Origin of the sequence: Acetobacter sp. DsW_059, from assembly GCF_002153695.1 — a bacterium.
GTDB classification, from domain to species: Bacteria; Pseudomonadota; Alphaproteobacteria; order Acetobacterales; family Acetobacteraceae; genus Acetobacter; species Acetobacter thailandicus.
The window spans coordinates 1-20,653 of record NZ_JOPI01000047.1 but is presented as its reverse complement, the minus strand read 5'-3'; the positions used below and the strand labels follow the sequence as shown (position 1 = coordinate 20,653).

Below are 20,653 nucleotides of genomic sequence, written 5' to 3'. Positions count from 1 at the left end.
CGCCTAACGGAGCAGGATCTCAACCCGACGATTCTGAGGTTCCCTTGTGTTCGGGCCTGTATGAACGAGAGGGTCTGCCTGACCATAGCCGTGGACATCAATTGTAGCGCCAGGTACGCCATCGCGCATCAGTTCAGCTTTGACTGCATTTGCACGACGGATGGAGAGAGCCATGTTGTACTCTGCTCCGCGTTTCTGGCCCGGGAAAGCAGATGAATTATCCGTATAACCAGAAACCACAATCCGGGTCAGGCTGGTATGAGTAGAGGCCTGCGCGGCAGTAGAAACGATTGAACGTGCTTTATCAGTCAGAGTTGCCCGATCCCAGTCAAAAAAGATCAGGTAGCTACGGGTTGCCTGAGGTGCCGGTGCAGCAGGAGTCGCCTCTTCCGGCGGAGGTGGTGGTGGCGGTGCAGGGTTAAATTCATACCGCAGCCCGAGCATCAGTGAGTGATTGAAGTCGGTTTTGGTGTCCCTGTTGCCTGTAGCCAGACTATAAGCCTTGGTCTGATCGGCTCCTACTGTTCCGATAGAAACAGCATGGTGCGATTGCGGACCCAGCATAGTCCAGAAACGATATTCAGCTGTGAGGGAAAGTCCCACAACCCAGGGTGACGGGAAGGACAGACCGAACATGCCCTGATAAGCAAAATTACCAAAGGTACCGCCAATACCCTGACGGAACTGGTTCCCTGGTGCTGTCACTGAGGTGCGCATGTTGGTCCAGCCATAGCCGATACCGGCACCAAAATATGGGAAAATCCAGGGACGGCCGACATCCATGTCAAAGAAAGCATTGGCCATCACGCCATAGGTCTGTCTGCGCCCGCCGGCTTTGCTGCTGACAGCACTCGATATGAATTTTTCATAAGCCATGCTGCGATAGTCGCCCTCGACCTCGACACGGAAGCCGTTACCCAGTCCATAGCCGAGTGAGCCAATGCCTGTTCCGCCCGTGCGCCAGCGATCCCGGCCGGTGGGGAACATAGGTGAGGAGCGGACGCGCTGATCCTGGTTGAAAGTCGCACCGCCTTCGCCGCCAATATAAATGCCCTGCACTGGCTGTGCGCAGGCCGGAGCCAGGCTAAGCAGATACAGGCCAGCAGCAGCCAGCGGCGCAGAAAGCAATGTCCGCCCGAGAAGATCTTGGCGCCGCTTCATCTTTTTCTCCCGCACTGGCACTGACTGTTCAGTGGCCTATAACAATAGTGTATGCATACGGTCTGTAGAACCGCTATGCCTTTCTTGCTGTAAACTTGCATGATCTGCAACAGGTGAGAGGAATTGTTTTATGATACACTCTCATTATCTGCCCTGTTGTTCCTCCATGTGTGGCTGAAATGATATACTCTTAACGATTATTTTCATACCAGAGTTGCTTCAAATGGTAATCTGAAACCGGGCGCTTCGAGTTCCAGTACCCATAAATCGGGGTCATACCGTCTCTGCCTGTCAATGTACTGCCCTGTCTCCTCAACTGTAAGAGGTATTTCTCCGCTGGAAAAAAACCATGCCGGATCACCATTTGTTGTACGGGTCTGAGACAGAATCATAGCAGATCCATCACGTTCGAGTAAAACAACCAGCAGGCTGCCAGCTTCGGATGCCCCTTTGTGGATGAGCATCGCTGATTGTCCGTCCCTGCCAGCTTCACGCAGAATGGCTTTAGCAGCGATATCAGCTCGTAGTCGTGGTGCAGACATTACTGATGTGTCGCCGTTGCCTGCTGAGATGCATCCTCCGGGGTAGCGGAAATGGCAGCTTTATACCAGGCTTTATTATTGAGAATCATCTGTGCGGTCTCAGTATCTTCGTCTCTGCCCAGAGCTGCCGGGCAGGCTTTACGAATGGAAAGGATGTTTGATGTCGAAATAGGGAAACGTGCTGATCGAGAGGCTTCAAGAGCTGGTTTATTTTCAAGGTGCCCCTGAGACAGGGCATGCATCTGCCGGGCAATGGCACTGGCGCCGAGGCTTGTGCAGATATGTGGCATGACGCCGAGTCCCTGCAATGGCCAGTCCAGCGGAGCCATGACGCGGCTCCAGGTCACGAACAGCTCACTCTTATTAGGCAGCTGGGCCACGGTTTGTACCAGGCCTTTTCCCAGGGTTGAGCTGCCTATAATTACGGCTCTGTGATGGTCTGCGAGGGCCGCAGCCAGAATTTCTGCCGCGCTGGCGGTATGCCCATCTACCAGTACCGCAATAGGCAGGCCGCTGGTCATGTCGCCACCCTGTACCGCCCAGATATGATTAGCCTCCGGGTCACGGCCATCAGTTACTGCGGCAACGCCGTGATCGAGCAGAAGGGCAGACGCCGTGACAGCCTGCTGCAGTACACCACCCCGGTTTCCTCTGAGGTCGATGATGATGCCGCGCAGATGTGTATCCTGCATCGCCTGGTCGAGATACTGGCTCATCTCTTCTGCAGTATCAGAGGAGAAAGCTGTGATACGTAAAATAAGCAGTGAGCCACTGGTAAAAGCAAACACTGTTTCAGGCGGTACCCGTGCCCTGCGTACAGACACAACGTGACTGCGTTTACGACCTGGAGAGAGAAGGCGCAGATGTACAAGGGAATCTTCACTCCCTTTGAGCCATTCTGAGACAGTTTTTACACTCTGGCCGGCTGTTGAGCGGCCATCTACGGCAACCAGCCTGTCACCCGCATCAACAGAGGCTGTCCAGGCCGGGCCGTTGGCATTTACCGTTTTAATGAGGATATGTCCGCCCTTGTGTACAAGCGTAACACCGGCATCGGCCTCACCGCCGGTACGGGCTATCCGGTCTGAGCTGGCAGGGGATGGTCCGATATAGCGTGAGTAAGGGTCAAGATGATTAAACAGCTCATCAAAAAAGGTTTGAAGGAGGTCATCCTGGCTGATTTTACGAAAAGTTTCTGAATGGGTCTGTGCCGCCGTTATAAAATGCACAGCCAGCTCTACCCATGCGGCACTGTCTGCGGCAGGTGGTGCAGGCTGAGTAAAAAGCGTTTTTTGCCCGGCCATGAGACTGATTTCTTTTTTATCAGTATGCAGGGACAATGTCGGGTCAAGGGCTGTTAGTGCCCCCAGCCCCCACAGAGTGAACTCCCTGGCTGAATGATATTCAAGCGTGCGGGGGGTCAGAAACTCAAGTGCCGTTGCCATGACAGCGCGGAGCATAGCGTTATCGGCTGACGGGGCGGCGGTTATTGCGAAAGAGGGTTTTGCCCCACCGGACAGAGAGTCCATGCTGTTAGCAGAATTTTGCATGGCAGAGTGTTCTGTACCAGGAGGCATTACAGACAGGTTTGCGCCTGAAGTATTATGTATCAGCGATGATGTCTGAATTGCTGACCCGAGGGTGTAAGGCAGATTATGTCCGTCGTCGCTGGTTTGCGCCATGAGTGGCGAGGGCCTGGTACAGGCCAGCGCGACAATAAGAAATAAAGGTATTTTGCGTGCCAGGTGAGTATGACAGCTTTCGCTGTCACCGGGGGATATCTGACGTATCAGGGAGAAGAGAGAGCACTCCCGTTGCCTGGTTTGTTGCTTTGAGCACCACGGAGAGCACACTGCCAGGCTGAAGCGCAGACCGGGAATATAATGTGGCGCGTAAGGAGTGCGAGTCGTCATAAAACCCTGAATAATTCAGCAAGACACCAGAGGAAAGAAAAGACGGAGTTCCCGTTTTCGTCAATATAAGCCCAAGACCCTTCTGTGTCATTCTGGTCACTGTCGCCGTGAGTAGAGTGCCACAGCAGGGTCTCAGGTAAGCCGAGGCAAGGCGGTTCAGGCAGTCCTGCACCGCAGAAGATGAACGGGTTTCTGTATAGTTAAGATGTTCAGCCAGAATGCCCGGATGTGCCGTATCATCATCTCTGATCTGTGCTTTTTGATCAAGTATTTTAGTCAGAGCCCGGTGGTTGATCAGGTCAGTATATCGTCTGATTGGGCTGGTGAAGTGCGTGTATACAGACAGGCCCAGCCCATGATGTCCGCCAGGCAGGGGAGTGTAGCGGGCCATTATCTTATCAGAGCTGTATTTATTATGTGAGCTCCTGCTGTGCACCCTGAACAGCCCGGGGGCAGAGAGGTGCTGCATTTTCTGTGCGATGAACTGGTTAGCCGTAATCATACAACTGGCAACAAGGTCGTGAGCAGGCAGCCTCTGACGCGGCATAAAGGAGACAGGGCTGCCAGCATCATCACATATGACATGCCAGTTCAGGCTGTTACTCTCATAACTGCTGTCAGCACCATTCTGGCTGATTTTCGTCCTCAGAGCCCTGGATGTGTCAGACAGTGTTAAAATCTGACGGGTCGGAATATGAGGCGCCGGGGGTTCAGACGTGTCGAGGCAATGTTGCACCTGTTTATAGGTCAGCCGTGCCGCACTGCGCATAATCGCACGGTCAATGGTGCCTGATAGTAAAGTACCGTCGGGAGCGATATGCAGGTCGAGGGCAATGCAGAGCCGGTCTTCTCCGGGTTTTAAAGAGCACAGGTCAGCAGAGAGTATTGCTGGCAGCATGGGGATGGTACGACCAGGCAGATAAACAGAGGTGCCTCGCTCCCGTGCTTCATTGTCCAGCGCTGAGCCGGCCGGTACGTAGCAGGCAACATCTGCAATGGCGACGATAAGGTGAAAACCTTTCTCCGTGCGTTCAGCCCAGAGTGCGTCATCAAAGTCCTGAGCTGTTTCATCATCAATAGTAATCAGAGGAACTGTTCTGAGGTCTCTGCGCTGCTGCAATTCTGCTTCCGGCAGAGGTTTTTTCCGTACCTCCTGTGCTTCGTCCAGAGCGTCGGACGGGAATTTTTCAGGCAAATTATGAGTGATAATACTCAGCTGCGCGGCCTGGTCCTGTGCTGATGTGGCCTGCAGAAAGGAGCAGAAACTAACCTGTGCCAGACCATTTTTATTATGAGAGAGCAGGCGCACCATCATGAGTGCCCCCACTTTCATATGTGCTAAAAGAGAGTCGTTCTGGTCTGTTGACAGCTGCAGCCGCAGGGAGAGACGTTTATCGCAGGGGTAAAGCTCTATACAGACTGACTGCCCGTTGCTGGTAATTGTGTCGACACAGGCAGGAAGGTCACGGCTCGCGGGCGCAAGAAGTGCCAGAGGCCGCCCTTCACGCAGGTTGCGGGGTGGTGATGGCGGACGAAGTCTGACACTGACAAGGTCACCAGGCAGAACCAGTGTGCCGTCTGGCAGATCAGATATCAGCCTGACACCAGTATTGGGGTCAGAGGCAAGGCATGCAAAAACACAGCCATCCTCGCGGCGCCGGGTAACACGTACGCGTGCTGTGTCTGGCATATCAGGGATAGATTTAAGACGCCCTGCCGGTAGCCAGGCCAGCGCACCACACAGGGCCATGTCATGCAGCCTGACACGCAGAGCCCGTTTGAGGTGCAGAGGCAGACCAAAAGCACGCAGAATTTCAGCAACACCAACCGGTGTGCCTTCCTGCTCCAGAAAAGTACGGAGTGCTTCGCTGTCAGGAAGGGCTGAAGCCCCGTGGCTTCTGCCCATCAGGCTTATTCTTCAGCCTTTTTTTTCCGCGTGGCTGTGGCACGGGTTTTTTTAGCCGCAGGGGCTTTTTTAGGCGTTTTTTCTTTCTCTTCCGTATCTTTTGTTTTTTTCTCAGCCGTTTTTTTGGTCGTGGTTTTCTTTTTAGTTGCTGTGGCTTTCTTCTTCAGTGGTTTGCCTTTTTCTGTCAGAAGCGTGAGAGCCTCCTCCAGCGTGACAACGTCCATGTCTGTGCCACGTGGTAATGTGGCTACCATCTGATCATGCTGCACATAGGGGCCAAAACGGCCTTTGCGCACCATCACGGGCTCGCCATCTTTTGGGTGAGCACCCAGCGTGCGGATAGACGCCAGCTTTTTGGCCAGCGCATCAACAGCACGGTTCAGACCAATGGTCAGAACGTCATCATCTTTATCCAGTGAGCCAAAAACTTTACCCATTTTGACATAAGGTCCAAAACGGCCAAGACCAGCCTCAATCGGCTCACCTGTTTCCGGATGAGGGCCGATCAGGCGCGGCAGAGAGAGGAGCCCCACAGCCTGGTCGAGTGTAATTTTATCGCCATCGGTATTTTTAGGCAGAGAAGCGCGCCTGGGCTTGGCTTTTTTATCTGCCGGGTCAGGTTCGCCCTGCTGCACATAAAGCCCCCAGGGGCCCTGGCGAACAGTAATGTCTTCTCCTGTTACAGGGTGCTGCCCCAGAATTTTCATGCCATCTTTAAGAGCGGCTCCACCTTCGCCTTCTTCAGCGCTTTCAGCTGAGAGACGACGTGTAAACTGGCACTCAGGATAGTTGGAGCAGCCAATAAATGCCCCGTAACGACCGAGTTTGAGGCCAAGACGTCCCGTACCACATGATGTGCAGTGACGCGGGTCTGACCCGTCAGTGCGGGGCGGGAAGAAGAAAGGTCCAAGGTCAGCATCAAGTGCATTGAGTACATCAGTGATGGTGAGTTCGCGGGTATCTTCAACTGCTTTAGAGAAGCTGGCCCAGAAAGAGGACAGAACCTCTTTCCATTCTGCCCGGCCATCTGAAATATCATCAAGCAGCTCTTCAAGGCTGGCAGTGAACTGCGGGTCGACATAACGCTCGAAGAAGGACACGAGGAAAGCGGTAACCAGCCGTCCCCGCGCTTCAGGCACGAAGCGTTTATTTTCAAGCATGACATAGTTGCGGTCACGCAAAACGGTCAGAATAGAGGCGTAGGTGGAAGGACGGCCAATGCCAATCTCTTCCATTTTCTTCACCAGTGAGGCCTCAGAAAAACGTGGCGGTGGCTGAGTGAAATGCTGCTCGGCATCAGCGTTGTTCAGGGCTGTTTTGTCACGCTCCTGCATGGCAGGCAGCATGCGGCTCTCATCGTCGGCAGCTTTATCGTTGTCATCGTAGCTTTCGGTATAGAGACGCAGAAAGCCATCAAAGGTAATAACAGAGCCATTAGCGCGCAGAATGGTTTTTGCAGCGGGATCAGCAATGTCTACAGCAACCTGGTCAAGCGTTGCAGATGCCATCTGGCTGGCAACAGCACGTTTCCAGATCAGCTCATATAAACGGCGCTGATCAGATGTCAGATGAGGTGCTACAGTTGCCGGAGAGAGAGAGACATTGGTCGGACGAACAGCCTCGTGGGCCTCCTGTGCATTTTTCGCTTTTGAAGCATAATGACGTGGCTGCTCAGGCAGATAATCAGCACCGATATCTTTGCTGATGTGCTGGCGGATAGCATTGATGGCCTCAGCAGCCATCTGTACACCATCGGTTCGCATATAGGTGATCAGACCAACGGTTTCACCGCCCAGGTCAATACCCTCATACAGCTGCTGCGCTGTGCGCATGGTTGCCTGTGCGCCCATGCCCAGCTTGCGTGAGGCTTCCTGCTGCAGTGTCGAGGTTGTAAAAGGTGGCTGTGGGTTGCGGCGGGTTTTGCGGCGTTCAATAGCATGAACAGACAGAGTTGCTGTTTCAACAGCTTTGCGGGCAGCCTCAGCCAGAACCGCATTATTCAGATCAAACTGATCAAGTTTTTTGCCGTCGAGATATGTCAGGCGTGCGGTAAAGGGAGCACCTGAGACAGTCGAGAGAGCTGCGGTGACTGTCCAGTACTCACGTGGCTGGAACACTTCGATCTCTGCTTCGCGTTCACAGATAAGACGCAGAGCGACAGACTGCACACGTCCCGCGCTGCGCGAGCCAGGAAGTTTGCGCCACAGAACAGGGGAAAGGGTAAAGCCCACCAGGTAATCAAGTGCGCGGCGTGCCAGGTAAGCCTCAATCAGGGGGAAGTCGAGGTCACGCGGGTGGGCCATAGCGTGCCTGACGGCACTTTTGGTGATTTCGTTAAAGGTGACACGCTGTACTTCAATGCCTTTGAGAGCTTTTTTCTCTTCGAGCATAGAGCGCACATGCCATGAAATGGCTTCCCCTTCGCGGTCAGGGTCAGTGGCAAGGTAGAGGGTATCGGCACCACGCAGTGCTTTGATGATGGCCGCAATCTGTTTTGATCCGCGCTCATCAGACTGCCATGACATCGCAAAGTTTTCGTCAGGTCGAACCGAGCCATCTTTAGGAGGCAGGTCGCGGACATGGCCGAAAGAGGCGAGAACGATATAACCGTCGCCCAGATATTTGTTGATTGTTTTCGCCTTTGCAGGCGATTCGACCACAACAACGTCAGTCATACTCTCTCCGACCTGCCCAGCGTGGCAGGAGTACTCAGTTAATTATTTCACAGGTTATCAGGCTGCCAGAACAACCCGCCCTCCGGGAAGAACTGTGATATCTCCTTCGAGCTCCAGTTCCGTCAGCGCGGTAAGGACCATAGAAGGTGAGAACTGACAGTGCCGGACAAGATCGTCAACAGGTAGGGGCGTATATGACAGGAGATCAAGTATTTTTTCTTTGATCTTTTTATTTTCTTCAGCTTCATTTTCAGGCTCAGAGGCTGATTTAGTCCTGTTTTCCGGCGGTGTAGTCATTTTTTCTGCCTCCATGGCAGAAAAAGAAAAAAAAGACTGAGAAGGTGAATGTGTCCCCCGCAGAGAAGCTTCAGAGCTACTTTCCTGGCAGGGAAAGGGTGGAAGCGCGGCCAGAACATCTGCTGCACTTTCTGTCAGAACAGCTCCCTGACGCAGGAGATCGTTGCTGCCTTTATTACGTGGGTCGAGGGGTGTGCCAGGAACAGCAAAAATTTCACGTCCGTAGCCGGCGGCCAGACGCGCTGTAATCAGTGTGCCAGACTGCATTGAGGCTTCAATGACAACACACCCCGCGCTTAACCCGGCAATAAGTCTGTTGCGGCGGGGAAAATGTCTGGCTGTTGGAAAAGTACCGGCAGGCGCTTCAGTGATGACGACGCCTTTTTCTCCGATTTCATTTTGTAGTTTTATGTTTTCAGGGGGGTAAGGGCAGTCCAGTCCTCCTGCGATGGCAGCAATTGCACGCCCCGTGCGGTGCAGGCTGCCAAGATGTGCGGCACGGTCGATTCCGCGCGCCAGGCCTGAGACTACACTTAGCCCGGATTCGACCAGGTCTGTAGCCAGGTTTTCTGCTATTTTCATTCCCTGCGCTGAGGCATTGCGGGCACCGACAATGCCGATACTCTGCTGATTGAGGTAAGCCGGGTTTCCAAGGCAGATCAGAACCGGAGGGGCATCAGGACACTCCCGCAGGAGACGGGGGTAAGATGCATCAAGTAGAGTGATAAATTGCCCGCCCAGTTTTAATGTCGCATCAATTTCGCGCATAACCTGGTCCGTTCCAGGTGGTGCGGGGGGTGCCGTGCCGCGGATGCGAACAGAAGGCAGAGCATCCAGAGCGGCCTGAGGTGTATGGTAGCGTGCGATAAGTTGCTGCCACCGATGTGGCCCGATGAAATCCGTGCGGGCCAGGCGGAGGCAGGCAACCAGGTTATCCATTACAGGAAATTATTTTTCTTCCGTTCAACACGAGGTTCTGTGCCGCTTAGCAGGCGGACAATATTCGCATGATGACGCGCGATGATCAGAATGCTGATAAGCAAAAGAGCCAGAACTTTTGGGTCGTGGTTAATTTTAAAGCCATTGAGTGCCAGGGCGGTCAGGGGAATGGCGATAAACCCGGCAAGAGCACCCGCTGATGAAATGCGGGTGAGTTTGGCTGTAATCAGCCAGACAATCCCTCCGGTCAGAGCTGTCAGAGGGGAGAGACCAAGAGTCACTCCCAGCCCTGTGGCAACGCCTTTGCCGCCCTTAAACCCGAGAAAAACAGGAAAGCAGTGCCCCACTACAGCGGCAACGGCAGTGGCTGCGGCAATGCGGGTGCTAAAAACGGGTGGCGTCATGATCCATGCAATCAGCACGGCAATCAGGCCTTTACCCATGTCCAGCAGTAATGTTGCTACTGCCAGCTTTTTATTGCCGGTGCGCAGCACATTAGTTGCACCAATATTGCCTGAACCAATTTTGCGCAGATCGCCTTCACCTGCGAGACTGGTCAGTATCAGACCAAAGGGAACACTGCCCAGGACGTACCCCAGAAAAGCCAGAGCTGCTAAAAGCCAGAGCGCATAGGAAGGGAAGTCCTGCATTATTTTTCGGTCTTTCGATACACAGGCACCCCGGCTTTCCAGGTACCCAGAACCAGACCTTCAAGAGCACGGCCATCAAAAGCTGTGTTTTGTCCGCGGCCGGGCAGCTTACCTGCCTCTACAAGCCAGCTCTGCTCAGGTGAGAAAAGGCACAGATCAGCAGCTGCACCTTTAGCGAGAGTGCCGGCTGAAGATTTCAGTAAAGCTGCAGGCTTGCTGGTCAGCAGAGCCAGAGCATCAGAGAGGGACAGCGTGCCATCATGCACGCGTGTCAGAGTAACGCCCAGAAGGGTGGCCATACCCGCCCCGCCGGTTGCTGCCTGAGCAAAAGGCAGGCGCTTATCATCAGCATCACGTGGCATATGGTCAGAGGCAATAGCATCAATCGTGCCGTCAGCCAGTGCTGCACAGACTGCTAGTCTGTCTGACTCGGGGCGAAGGGGAGGGGAGAATTTTGCGTAAGTACGAAAACCCTCAATAGCGTTTTCATTCAGGTCAAAATAATGTGGGGCTGTGTCACAGGTAATGGCCAGCCCGCGTTTTTTGGCCTGACGGATCAGCTCAAGCCCTTCAGCCGTTGAGACATGGGCAAAATGAAGTTTTCCACCGGTCATTTCTGCCAGGCGGATATCTCTGGCGATCATGATGGCTTCGGCAGCGGAGGGAATGCCACCAAGCCCAAGGCGTGTGGCCAGGTTGCCGGCTGTTGCACAGCCTGAACCTGCCAGTGATGGTTCTTCAGGGTGCTGTACAACAAGAGCGTTAAACCCGCCGGCGTATGAAAGTGCCAGGCGCATCAGGCGGGCCGGGTCAACAGCGCGTGCCCCGTCAGTAAAGGCAATGGCACCGGCTTCATGCAGCAGGCCAATTTCTGCCAGTTCTTTACCTTCACAGCCTTTGGTCAGCGCACCATAGGGCAGAATGGTAATCGCACCGGTTTCTTCCCCCCGGCTGCGCAGCAGGCGCACAAGCGCAGGGTTGTCGATAGCGGGTTTGCAGGTGGGCAGAACTGCGATGGTCGTGATGCCACCGGCAGAGGCGGCCCGTGCGGCAGAGGCTACGGTTTCACGGTACTCATAACCTGGTTCACCAATTTCAACGCGCATATCAACGAGGCCGGGGCAAAGCACCGCCCCGCGGCCATCAATGCTTACGGCCTCTTCCGGGCGGCCTTCAGCGCCGGCCTGATCAATGGCTTCAATAATACCGTTGCGCACAAGCAGGCGGCCTGGCTGGTCGAGAGAGGCTGCCGGGTCAATAAGGCGGACATTTTCAAAAAGAAGGGTGCTCATACTGAATGCCTGCTGCGTGTCAGCCGATCGAGTACAGCCATACGCACAGCTACACCCATTTCGACCTGTTCCTGGATAACGCTCTGATCTGAATCAGCGACCTGACTGTCAATCTCCACGCCGCGGTTCATCGGGCCCGGGTGCATGACAAGTGCTTTGGGTCTGGCCAGAGCCAGGCGTTTCTGGTTGAGACCATAAAAGCGGAAATATTCGCGCGGGCTGGGGATAAGCCCGGAGGACATCCGCTCATGCTGCAGGCGTAGCATCATAACAACGTCTGCATCTTTCAGACCGTCTTCCATGGTATGAAAGATCTCAACACCAAGGTGTCTGATAGCACCAGGCACAAGAGTTGGTGGACCGACAACTCTCACTTTGCTGCCCATTGTGGTCAGGAGGTGAATGTTGGAGCGCGCCACGCGTGAGTGTGCGACATCACCGCAGATAGCCACGGTCAGCCCGGCCAGGTGCCCATAATGGCGGCGAATAGTCAGGGCATCGAGCAGTGCCTGGGTAGGGTGCTCGTGCATGCCGTCACCAGCATTAACGACGCTGGCATCAACCTTGCGCGCCAGCAGGGCTGGTGCGCCAGACTGTGAGTGACGCACGACCAGCAGATCAGCCTGCATGGCATTAAGTGTCGCTGCTGTGTCGAGCAGCGTTTCACCTTTATTGACCGAAGACTGAGCGACGGACATGTTAATCACATCAGCGCCAAGACGCCGGCCGGCCAGCTCGAAAGACGTGCGGGTGCGGGTACTGTCTTCAAAAAACAGATTAATCAAAGTACGCCCGCGCAGTACATCGCGGGAGACTTTGCGGGAGCGGTTAAGCAACGCGTAGTTCTCGGCCAGATCAAGCAGGGGCTCAATCTGGTCGGGAGGCATACCCTCCAGACCAAGCAGATGCCGGATAGGGGTGTCCGAAGAACTAGCCATGCAGCACTGCTCCTGTTCTGGCCAGAGTTTCATCCCGTCCGAGAGCGGCCAGGGTGGCATCAATGCCCGGTGAGCTGGTTGACCCGGTTACTGCTGCGCGCAGCGGCTGAGCAACCTGGCCCAGTTTATGCCCTTCACGCTCGGCAAACTGTCGCAGTGTGCTGTCGATTGTCTCAGCTGTGAAGTCAGGAGCTGCTGCCAGATCGCGTGAAATGCCGTCAAGAATCTGCAGTGCTTCGGGTGTCAGCAGTTTCTTTGCTTTTTCGGTAAAAGGCAAAGGTACCTGCCGCCCCAGAAACTGCGCATTTTCAGTCAGCTCAACCAGTGTACGTGCCCGTTCTTTCAGGCCTGGCATCAGAGCAAGCAGGCGTGTACGGGTTGTGTCATTCACCTGCACACCGTCAACGGCTTTCAGGCGCTCAAGAACATCATCAGTCAGACGTTCATCGTCCGCCTGGCGCATCCATACAGCGTTGATGTGTAACAGCTTGGCATAATCCATGCGTGATGGCGCACGACCCACACCATCAAGGTCAAACAGTTTTATCTGTTCCTCGCGGGAGAGAATTTCAGCATCACCATGTCCCCAGCCCAGACGCAGCAGATAGTTACACAGTGCTTCTGGCAGATACCCCATATCGCGGAATTCAACGACAGACTGTGCACCATGACGTTTTGAGAGTTTGGCGCCGTCTGGCCCGTGAATCAGAGGCAGATGAGCAAATTCTGGCAGCTCCCATCCCATGGCGCGATAAATCATGGCCTGGCGGAAGGTATTTGTCAGGTGGTCATCACCACGGATAACGTGCGTAATATTCATGTCATGGTCATCGACCACAACGGCATGCTGATAAGTTGGTGTGCCATCAGAACGCAGGATGATCATGTCATCCAGCTCAGCGTTGGCTACGCGTACTTCACCCTGAACAAGGTCAGTAATGGTGGTTTCACCTTCACGCGGTGCTTTAATACGTACGGCATAAGGTGCGCCTTCAGGTGCTTCTGACGGGTCACGGTCGCGCCACATGCCATTATAGCGAGGTGGTTTGCTCTGCGCCATGGCGTCTTCACGCATCTGCTTCAGCTCTTCAGGTGTGCAGTAGCATTTATAGGCTAGGCCTTTTTCGAGCAGCTCAAGGGCGACTTCTGTATGGCGTGCCTGACGGGTGGACTGAAAGACCGGCTCTTCATCAGGTGTGATGCCCATCCAGGCCAGACCGTCAAAAATGACGTCGACAGCCTTTTGGGTCGAGCGCTCACGGTCAGTATCCTCTATACGAAGGAGGAACTTGCCACCGTGATGGCGGGCAAAGAGGAAGTTGAACAGGGCTGCGCGGGCATTGCCAATATGCAGCAGGCCTGTTGGACTCGGAGCAAATCGTGTGCGGATAGTCGTCATGATGTCACCCGTATCATGAGCAGGCAAAAGGAGCCATATGTGCTGACAGCTTATCGCGCATTCTGCACTATGGCAGCGATGAAAGGCAGAGTGACAGAATGTCTGCTGGCTGAACAGCGTCGTTTTATTGTGTGGGTGCCCGTTTGTCTGGCTCTGGGCATCGCGTGGTATTTTTCTCTGAGCTATGAACTTGCTGCGTTGCCGGGCGTGTGGGTGCCGCTTACCGTTATTCTGAGCGGGTGGGTGTTAATGTGGCGAGGCTGGCTGAATGTGTGGTGCCGCCTGTCAGGTGGTGTCTGTGCGTCAGTGGCGGCAGGGTTTATGGCTGCGTGGAGTGCCGGGCATGCGCATACGCCCATGCCTGAGCTTCCCCGTCGCGCAACAGAGATAACCGCCGTCGTCAGGCATGTAAGTGACATGCAGCGTGATGGTCATCACATACGCAGTGTCGAACTGGCAGAGGCACGTTTTGACACATTCTATGATGACGGAATGTCCCCGTTACAGCGTATTATACGTCTCAAACTGCGTGAAGATGATCCTGTTGTCCTTGCTGCGGGTGATCAGGTGCGGGTGAAGGCTTTGCTTTTGCCGCCACCGTTCCCTTCTTTTCCTGGTGGCAGGGATATGCAGCGTGAGTTCTGGTTTGCTGATGTGGCAGGAACGGGGCGTGCACTGCGCCAGACAGAGCGTCTGGGGCACAGTTCAGTGTCTTTGTTGCATGAAGGAGAAGCGATTCAGGTTTTGCGTGTGGCGTGGAGCGCACGTATTCGCGCAGCTCTGCCTGGCAGTGCCGGGGCTGTTGCAGCAACACTGCTTGTCGGCGAATCCGGTAGTATTCCTTCCGTGGTCAGGGAGCAGTTTGCCGCAGCCGGGCTCGCTCATATTCTCTCCGTTGCGGGCCTGCATCTTGGCCTGGTGATGATGGTGCTGTTCTGGCTGTCACGTTTTGCTCTGGTGTTATGGGAGAGAGCTGCGCTGTACTGGCCCTGTAAGGCAATTGCCGCATGCATCGCCCTGGCGGGTGGCGGGGCCTATGCTGTGATAACCGGGTTACATGTGCCGGTTATGCGCAGTCTGATAATGGCGTCAGTTGCTGTGGCAGGGTTGTGTCTGGGCAGACGGGTTATGTCGATGCGCGGGCTGGCTCTGGCAGCTGCCATTCTGCTTGTCTGGCATCCTGAATTTTTACTGACAGCGGCTTTTCAGATGTCATTTATGGCTGTGATGGCACTTATTGCAGGTTATGAAGTGCTGGGGCCAGAGCTGTCTGCTTATCGTGCGCGTTATGTCAGCAATAATCTGGCACGTATCGGGCACAGACTGGCCGGGCACGGTATGGCTCTTTGCATTACCAGCTTACTGGCCGGGTTATCGGCCCTGCCTGTTGTAATGGCACATTTTGGTGAAATTCAGCCCTATTTTCTGATCGCAAATCTTATAGTCGTACCTTTGATGGCGGTCTGGATTATGCCCTGGGGGCTCGTTACCTTTGTGCTGCTGCCTTTTCATCTTGAGGGGCTGGCCCTGGTACCCATGGGGTGGGGTATAAAGCTGACAATGCTGATTGCCAGGGTGGTGGCATCATGGCCGGCAGCGCATATGACTTTTTCTGGTATGCCCGTCCGGGGGCTGTGCCTTGTGCTGCTCGGGTTATGCTGGCTGTGCCTGTGGCGGCAGCGCTGGCGCTTACTGGGGTGTCTGCCCTTGTGTGTCGGGCTGTTATCATCATTGTTTGTGGCAAAGCCTGATATTCTGATCAGCCCCGACGGAGGGATGGTGGGGGTCAGGTCTGGCAGTGCTTTATGGCTGGGCGGGCAGGCGCATGATGCCGCATGGGTGAGCCGGGCCTGGCGACAGCAGCTTGCTGTCAGTGCGCTACATTCTTTCCCTCAGCAGGGGGAGGGGGCGGGAGGCAGGCTTATATGCGGTGAGGATAGCGGGCCTGGTGTGTGCGTGCTGATGGCGCATGATAAGGCGATTCTTATAGACCTGCGCAGTGCAGCGAATAGTGCGCAGCTGACCGCTGCAGCATGTGCCGGAATGGACGTTGTTATCAGCGCAGCACCACTCAGGGGTAACTGCCCTGATGTGCCTGTCAGGCTTGATCGTTTTACGGCCTGGTGGCAGGGCGCACAAACCATTTTCATCGGGTCTCATACTCTGAGGGTGCGCTCAGGGCGTGATGCTCAGGGTAAGCGCCCCTGGGTTATGGCTCCTGGCGGGCACGGGTTACCTGACCTGCCTTTAGCGCCCTCAGAATAAGGAGTAGTGGATAAGCCGAGGCATGCGGGAGAAAAAACCGGTCACGACATAGTTAGGTCCTATTTGTCCCCTTGCAGAACAGGCCCTCTCCCAGCTATCGGCGTTGGGTATGAATGACTCAAATGTAATTGATTCCTCAGTTTTGCAAAGACAGGGGCCTCTGGCAGCTTATCAGGCGCGTCTCGCGTCAGGTGAGCTCAGGTTTGACCCGGATCAGGAGCGGGTTGTTAAATCCTTTAATCAGTTGTGGATGCAGCTGGGCAATCTGCCGCCCAGGCGTTCTGCACCCAGGCCCGGGCTGCTGACAGGTCTGCTGCGCCGCGTTAAGCCTGAGCCACAGGTTAAACGTCCGCGCGGTTTATACCTTGTCGGGCGTGTTGGCCGGGGCAAGACCATGCTGATGGATCTGTTTTTTGAGTGTGTACCCCTGCAGCGTAAAGAGCGTATTCACTTTCTGCGTTTCATGCAGGACGTACACAAAACGCTTTATGACATGAAGCGCAGCCACCCCAATATGGCTGATCCTATACCACCTCTTGCAAAAAATATTGCTTCGCGCGTTGATCTTTTATGTTTTGACGAGTTCCAGATTAATGACATCGCTGATGCTATGATTCTGGGGCGTTTGTTTGAGGCATTATTTGCCGAAGGTGTGATAATTGTCACCACTTCGAACACAGTGCCTGGTGAGCTGTTTCAGAATCGTCCCGGTGCGGATGCCTTTAAACCTTTCATTGCCATTATTCATCGCGAGCTGGATACGGTCGAGCTTGATTCTCCGCGTGATTATCGCAGGGGCCGGCAGCAGGAGCAGACGACCTGGATTACACCGGCCGACTCTCAGGCAAAAAAATGTCTTGATGAAATTTTTGAAAAATATGCAGCCGGGCAGGAAGCCAGACCTTATACCATTCAGCTGAGCGGGCGTACGTTTGAGGTGGATCAGGCGGCTGGTTCAGTGGCCCGTTTCTCCTTCACTTCTTTGTGTGAACAGCCGCGTGGACCGGGTGATTATATCGCTCTTGCAAAGCAGTTCCCCGTTATTCTCATAGATGATGTGCGTGTGATCGGAGATGAGGAAACGAATCTCGCCAGGCGCTTCATTACAGTGATAGATGCCTTGTACGACAACGGAAATCTGCTGTTTGTGTCGGCTGAAGCGTCCCCCGATGAACTGTTCACGACAGGTGAGGGCGCTGATGCGTTTGCCCGTACTGCATCACGTCTTGCTGAGATGGGCAGCGAAAGCTGGCTTGAACGGGGCGCTCAGGCTGCGCGTGCAGCACATAGTGCTCTCTAGAGCGTGACAGCCAGGTATCTTGTCCCTGCTGCGGCCGCGGTTTAGCAAAACCACATGTGGGCTGAGTTTGTTCAGCTAAAAATATGACGTCACAGAGATGAGAGAGTGCACAGGGCATGATGTCGGAGAAAACAGTCAGTCAGAGGGTGTCGCGTGATTATAGTGCGGCAGTTCCTCTGTGGAGCTGTGGCGATGTGAAAGCGATGGTACTCTGTATTATGTCTGTGAAGAAAACATTACGAAGCCGCCTGGTGAGGTACAATTCAGGCTGGCAGGAGTCAGAGTGATATGACAGCTTCAGATACACTGGCATCGGCTCTTAACGGGGCTAACATTGCTTACCTTGCGGATTTATATGCACGGTGGGTTCAGGATCATAAAAGTGTGGATGTTTCTTTCGCGCAGCTGTTTGATTCTCTTGAAGAGGAAGAAGCTGCGGTTCTGAAAGATGCAGCGGGAGCCTCATGGGCCCCTCATGCTTCTATGATTACGGGCGAAGAGCCTGAAGCACCTGCAAAAGGTGCCGGTGCGGCCGATGGTCTTTCAGCACAGCATAGTCTGGCTCTTGCCCGCCTGGTACGTGCTTACCGCACTTATGGCCACATGGAGGCAAACCTTGACCCGCTGGGTCTGAAGGTGCCTCAGCCACATGAAGAGCTCGACCCTGCGACCTATGGCTTTAGCAAAAAAGACATGAGCCTTGTGGTTTATGTTGGTGCCCTGCTCGAACCCCTGCTGAAGGGACCATCTGCTAAAGTTGGTGATGTTGTTGCAGCTTTACGCTCTGTTTACTGCCATAGCATTGGTGCCGAATACACCTATGCACGCAGTCATGAAGAACGTGAGTGGTTTCGCAAGCGCTTTGAAGGCGATAACTGGCAAAGTGGCCCCGGAGCTGATGAGCAGAAGCTCATCCTGAAAGATCTGACAGAAGCAGAAGGCTTTGAGGCATTCTGCCAGAAACGTTATGTCGGTGCTAAACGCTTTGGCCTTGAAGGGGGTGAGGTTTCTATCCCGTCACTCCATGCCATCATTAATCGTGCTGCAGGCAAGGGTGTTAAGTCTGTCACGATCGGTATGGCGCATCGTGGTCGTCTGAATACGCTGGCGAATATTGTACGTAAGCCATATGTTGCCATTTTTAATGAGTTCTCTGGCGGTGCGTTTAAACCTGATGATGTCGCCGGTTCGGGTGATGTAAAATATCATCTGGGCTCATCAACTGATATCGAAGTTGATGGTCACTCCGTTCATATTACGCTCCAGCCTAATCCTTCTCATCTTGAGGCCGTTGATCCGGTTGTCTGTGGTAAGGTCCGCGCTATTCAGGATGATACCGGCGATACAGAACACCGTTCTGCCCATATGGGTATCGTGATTCATGGTGATGCGGCTTTTGCGGGTCAGGGTATAGTTTACGAAACCCTCTCCATGTCCCGCCTGAAAGGATACCGCACCGGTGGTACCATTCATATGGTCGTGAATAACCAGATTGGTTTCACAACTAATCAGGAAAATGCTCACTCAGGTATCTATAATACAGACGTTGCAAAAGCTATTCAGGCTCCGGTCCTGCATGTGAACGGCGATGACGCCGAAGCTGTTATTTATGCGTCTCGCCTGGCTGAAGATTACCGTCAGGCTTTTGCCAGCGATATCGTGCTTGATATCGTCTGTTATCGTCGTCACGGTCATAACGAGATCGATGAGCCGACATTTACACAGCCGGTTATGTACAAAGCCATAGCTGAGCATGAAACGCCTCATGCGCTTTACGCAAAGCGTCTGGTTGCTGCCGGTGTTGTCACGGATGACGAAGTAAAAGCGCAGTGGGATGCTTTTGCAGGTAAGCTTGATGCCGACTATCAGGCTGCTCAGTCCTATAAAGTGAATAAGGCTGACTGGCTTGAAGGATCATGGCTCGGGCTGCATGCTCCCTCTGGTAAAGCTGAGGATGTATATCCTGAAACCGGTATTGCTCTTGATACGCTGAAAACTATCGGTGCGGCACTGTCGACAACGCCTGAGAGTTTTGACGTTAACTCAAAAATTGCCCGTCAGCTTCGTGCAAAAGCGGATATGTTTGAAAATGGTACGGGTTTTGACTGGGCAACCGGCGAGGCTCTGGGCTTTGGCTCTCTTCTGCTTGAAAAACATCGTGTGCGTCTGTCCGGTGAAGATTGCCAGCGTGGTACCTTCAGTCAGCGTCATGCTGTGTTAACCGACCAGGATAACCAGACAACCTATACCCCGCTCAATAATATTTGCGATGATCAGGCGCAGATTGAGATATGGAACTCTTTCCTCTCAGAATATGGTGTTCTGGGCTTTGAGTATGGTTATTCGCTGCGAAACCCTCAGGCTCTGGTGCTGTGGGAAGCTCAGTTCGGTGATTTTGCAAACTGTGCTCAGGTGATTATTGACCAGTTTATTGCATCAGGCGAGACAAAGTGGCTGCGTATGTCAGGTCTCGTTATGCTGCTGCCTCACGGGTATGAAGGGCAGGGGCCAGAACATTCTTCTGCAAGGCTTGAGCGTTATCTTCAGCTCTGTGCAGAAAATAATATGTTTGTCTGCAATATAACGACCCCGGCAAATTACTTCCATGCCCTGCGTCGTCAGCTGAAGCTGGATTATCGTAAGCCGATGATCCTGATGGAGCCTAAATCTCTGCTGCGGCATAAACTTGCAGTTTCTGAGCTGGCTGACTTTGGCCCGGGTACGCGCTTTGAGGCTGTACTTGGCGAGGTGGATAAACTCGCCGCTGACAAAGATATCGAGCGCGTTGTTCTGTGTTCAGGTAAGGTTTATTATGACCTGCTGGCCGAACGCCGTGACAAAGAGCTTGATAACGTTGCCATCGTACGCCTTGAGCAGCTCTATCCTTTCCCTGAGACAGCACTGGCAAAAGAGCTTAAGCGTTATCCGAACGCAGAGGTCATCTGGTGTCAGGAAGAAACAGAGAACGGTGGGGCATGGCTCTTTGCTGACCGTCGGATAGAGAGTGCTCTTACTCTGGTAAAACATAAAGCAGGTCGTCCTGTTTATGTCGGACGTGCCGCTGCTGCCAGCCCTGCTACAGGCCTCGCCCGTATACATGCGGTTGAGCAGACTGACCTGGTGGAAAGAGCGCTGGGCCTTAAAAAATAAAGGTCTTAGTGCTGAAGCTGATGACATTGCCTGCCGTATTATAGCGGCGCGAAAACAACCGGCAGGGGCAATAACCTGCTGGTCTGAGGTTGAAGAAGGTAAGGATTGAAGATGCCAGTTGAAATTAAAGTTCCTGCCCTTGGTGAGAGTGTTACGACTGCCACTGTTGGTAAATGGCTGAAGCAGCCAGGTGAAGCGGTTAAGGCTGACGAGGGTATAGTTGAGC

14 protein-coding genes are annotated in these 20,653 nt (G+C 53.9%); 4 read left to right on the top strand and 10 right to left on the bottom strand.

Translation table 11 applies throughout. The features are described from left to right. Positions 1–3: 3 nt before the first annotated feature. The 10 genes from HK25_RS10020 to gltX all read right to left on the bottom strand — a co-directional run bounded on the left by HK25_RS10020 (position 4) and on the right by gltX (position 13,712). Complete coding sequence (locus HK25_RS10020) at positions 4–1,161, bottom strand: OmpA family protein (protein ID WP_086554019.1); 1,158 nt, start codon at positions 1,159–1,161, stop codon at positions 4–6. Positions 1,162–1,364: 203 nt separating this feature from the next. Beyond that, on the bottom strand, positions 1,365–1,703 hold the full coding sequence (locus HK25_RS10015) for a DUF1491 family protein (protein ID WP_086636099.1): 339 nt from the start codon (positions 1,701–1,703) through the stop codon (positions 1,365–1,367). Further along, positions 1,703–3,385 (bottom strand): S41 family peptidase, encoded by a 1,683-nt coding sequence (locus HK25_RS10010; RefSeq protein ID WP_086636098.1) that lies wholly within the window; start codon positions 3,383–3,385, stop codon positions 1,703–1,705. Before HK25_RS10010 ends, HK25_RS10015 begins: the two co-directional genes overlap by 1 nt. A gap of 85 nt (positions 3,386–3,470) precedes the next feature. Continuing rightward, positions 3,471–5,522, bottom strand: coding sequence for a ribonuclease R family protein (locus HK25_RS10005; RefSeq protein WP_086636097.1), 2,052 nt, complete (start codon positions 5,520–5,522; stop codon positions 3,471–3,473). A gap of 5 nt (positions 5,523–5,527) precedes the next feature. Beyond that, a complete protein-coding gene (gene topA, locus HK25_RS10000; protein ID WP_086636096.1) occupies positions 5,528–8,197 on the bottom strand; it encodes a type I DNA topoisomerase in 2,670 nt (889 codons plus the stop codon). Positions 8,198–8,254: 57 nt separating this feature from the next. Continuing rightward, positions 8,255–9,433, bottom strand: coding sequence for a DNA-processing protein DprA (gene dprA / locus HK25_RS09995; protein WP_086636095.1), 1,179 nt, complete (start codon positions 9,431–9,433; stop codon positions 8,255–8,257). Then, positions 9,433–10,083, bottom strand: coding sequence for a glycerol-3-phosphate 1-O-acyltransferase PlsY (gene plsY / locus HK25_RS09990; protein WP_086636094.1), 651 nt, complete (start codon positions 10,081–10,083; stop codon positions 9,433–9,435). Before plsY ends, dprA begins: the two co-directional genes overlap by 1 nt. Next, entirely contained in the window at positions 10,083–11,375 is a 1,293-nt protein-coding gene (locus HK25_RS09985; protein ID WP_086554026.1) for a dihydroorotase family protein, read from the bottom strand. The genes plsY and HK25_RS09985 overlap by 1 nt, the downstream gene beginning before the upstream one ends. Continuing rightward, the gene (locus HK25_RS09980; RefSeq protein ID WP_086554027.1) at positions 11,372–12,313 is read right to left on the bottom strand and encodes an aspartate carbamoyltransferase catalytic subunit; all 942 of its coding nucleotides are present in this window, start codon (positions 12,311–12,313) and stop codon (positions 11,372–11,374) included. The genes HK25_RS09985 and HK25_RS09980 overlap by 4 nt, the downstream gene beginning before the upstream one ends. After that, positions 12,306–13,712, bottom strand: a complete 1,407-nt coding sequence (gltX, locus tag HK25_RS09975; RefSeq protein ID WP_086636128.1) for a glutamate--tRNA ligase — start codon at positions 13,710–13,712, stop codon at positions 12,306–12,308. Before gltX ends, HK25_RS09980 begins: the two co-directional genes overlap by 8 nt. Before the next feature lie 39 nt (positions 13,713–13,751). Between gltX and HK25_RS09970 the strand changes: the two genes are divergently transcribed. The 4 genes from HK25_RS09970 to HK25_RS09955 form a co-directional block, all read left to right on the top strand. Further along, complete coding sequence (locus HK25_RS09970; RefSeq protein ID WP_233127793.1) at positions 13,752–15,977, top strand: ComEC/Rec2 family competence protein; 2,226 nt, start codon at positions 13,752–13,754, stop codon at positions 15,975–15,977. A gap of 109 nt (positions 15,978–16,086) precedes the next feature. Further along, positions 16,087–17,277 carry a cell division protein ZapE gene (zapE, locus tag HK25_RS09965; protein WP_086554028.1) on the top strand — a complete coding sequence of 397 codons (1,191 nt, stop codon included), beginning with the start codon at positions 16,087–16,089 and terminating at the stop codon, positions 17,275–17,277. Between the two features lie 288 nt (positions 17,278–17,565). After that, positions 17,566–20,427 carry a 2-oxoglutarate dehydrogenase E1 component gene (locus HK25_RS09960; RefSeq protein ID WP_086554029.1) on the top strand — a complete coding sequence of 954 codons (2,862 nt, stop codon included), beginning with the start codon at positions 17,566–17,568 and terminating at the stop codon, positions 20,425–20,427. Positions 20,428–20,538: 111 nt separating this feature from the next. Beyond that, on the top strand, positions 20,539–20,653 hold a 115-nt coding region (locus tag HK25_RS09955; protein WP_143295985.1), incomplete at its 3' end, for a biotin/lipoyl-containing protein.

Bases quoted from the DNA above. Each gene is read 5' to 3' on its own strand.
- HK25_RS10020 (WP_086554019.1), bottom strand. From the start codon at position 1,161: ATGAAGCGGCGCCAAGATCTTCTCGGGCGGACATTGCTTTCTGCGCCG.
- HK25_RS10015 (WP_086636099.1), bottom strand. From the start codon at position 1,703: ATGTCTGCACCACGACTACGAGCTGATATCGCTGCTAAAGCCATTCTG.
- HK25_RS10010 (WP_086636098.1), bottom strand. From the start codon at position 3,385: ATGGCGCAAACCAGCGACGACGGACATAATCTGCCTTACACCCTCGGG.
- HK25_RS10005 (WP_086636097.1), bottom strand. From the start codon at position 5,522: ATGGGCAGAAGCCACGGGGCTTCAGCCCTTCCTGACAGCGAAGCACTC.
- topA (WP_086636096.1), bottom strand. From the start codon at position 8,197: ATGACTGACGTTGTTGTGGTCGAATCGCCTGCAAAGGCGAAAACAATC.
- dprA (WP_086636095.1), bottom strand. From the start codon at position 9,433: ATGGATAACCTGGTTGCCTGCCTCCGCCTGGCCCGCACGGATTTCATC.
- plsY (WP_086636094.1), bottom strand. From the start codon at position 10,083: ATGCAGGACTTCCCTTCCTATGCGCTCTGGCTTTTAGCAGCTCTGGCT.
- HK25_RS09985 (WP_086554026.1), bottom strand. From the start codon at position 11,375: ATGAGCACCCTTCTTTTTGAAAATGTCCGCCTTATTGACCCGGCAGCC.
- HK25_RS09980 (WP_086554027.1), bottom strand. From the start codon at position 12,313: ATGGCTAGTTCTTCGGACACCCCTATCCGGCATCTGCTTGGTCTGGAG.
- gltX (WP_086636128.1), bottom strand. From the start codon at position 13,712: ATGACGACTATCCGCACACGATTTGCTCCGAGTCCAACAGGCCTGCTG.
- zapE (WP_086554028.1), top strand. From the start codon at position 16,087: ATGAATGACTCAAATGTAATTGATTCCTCAGTTTTGCAAAGACAGGGG.
- HK25_RS09960 (WP_086554029.1), top strand. From the start codon at position 17,566: ATGACAGCTTCAGATACACTGGCATCGGCTCTTAACGGGGCTAACATT.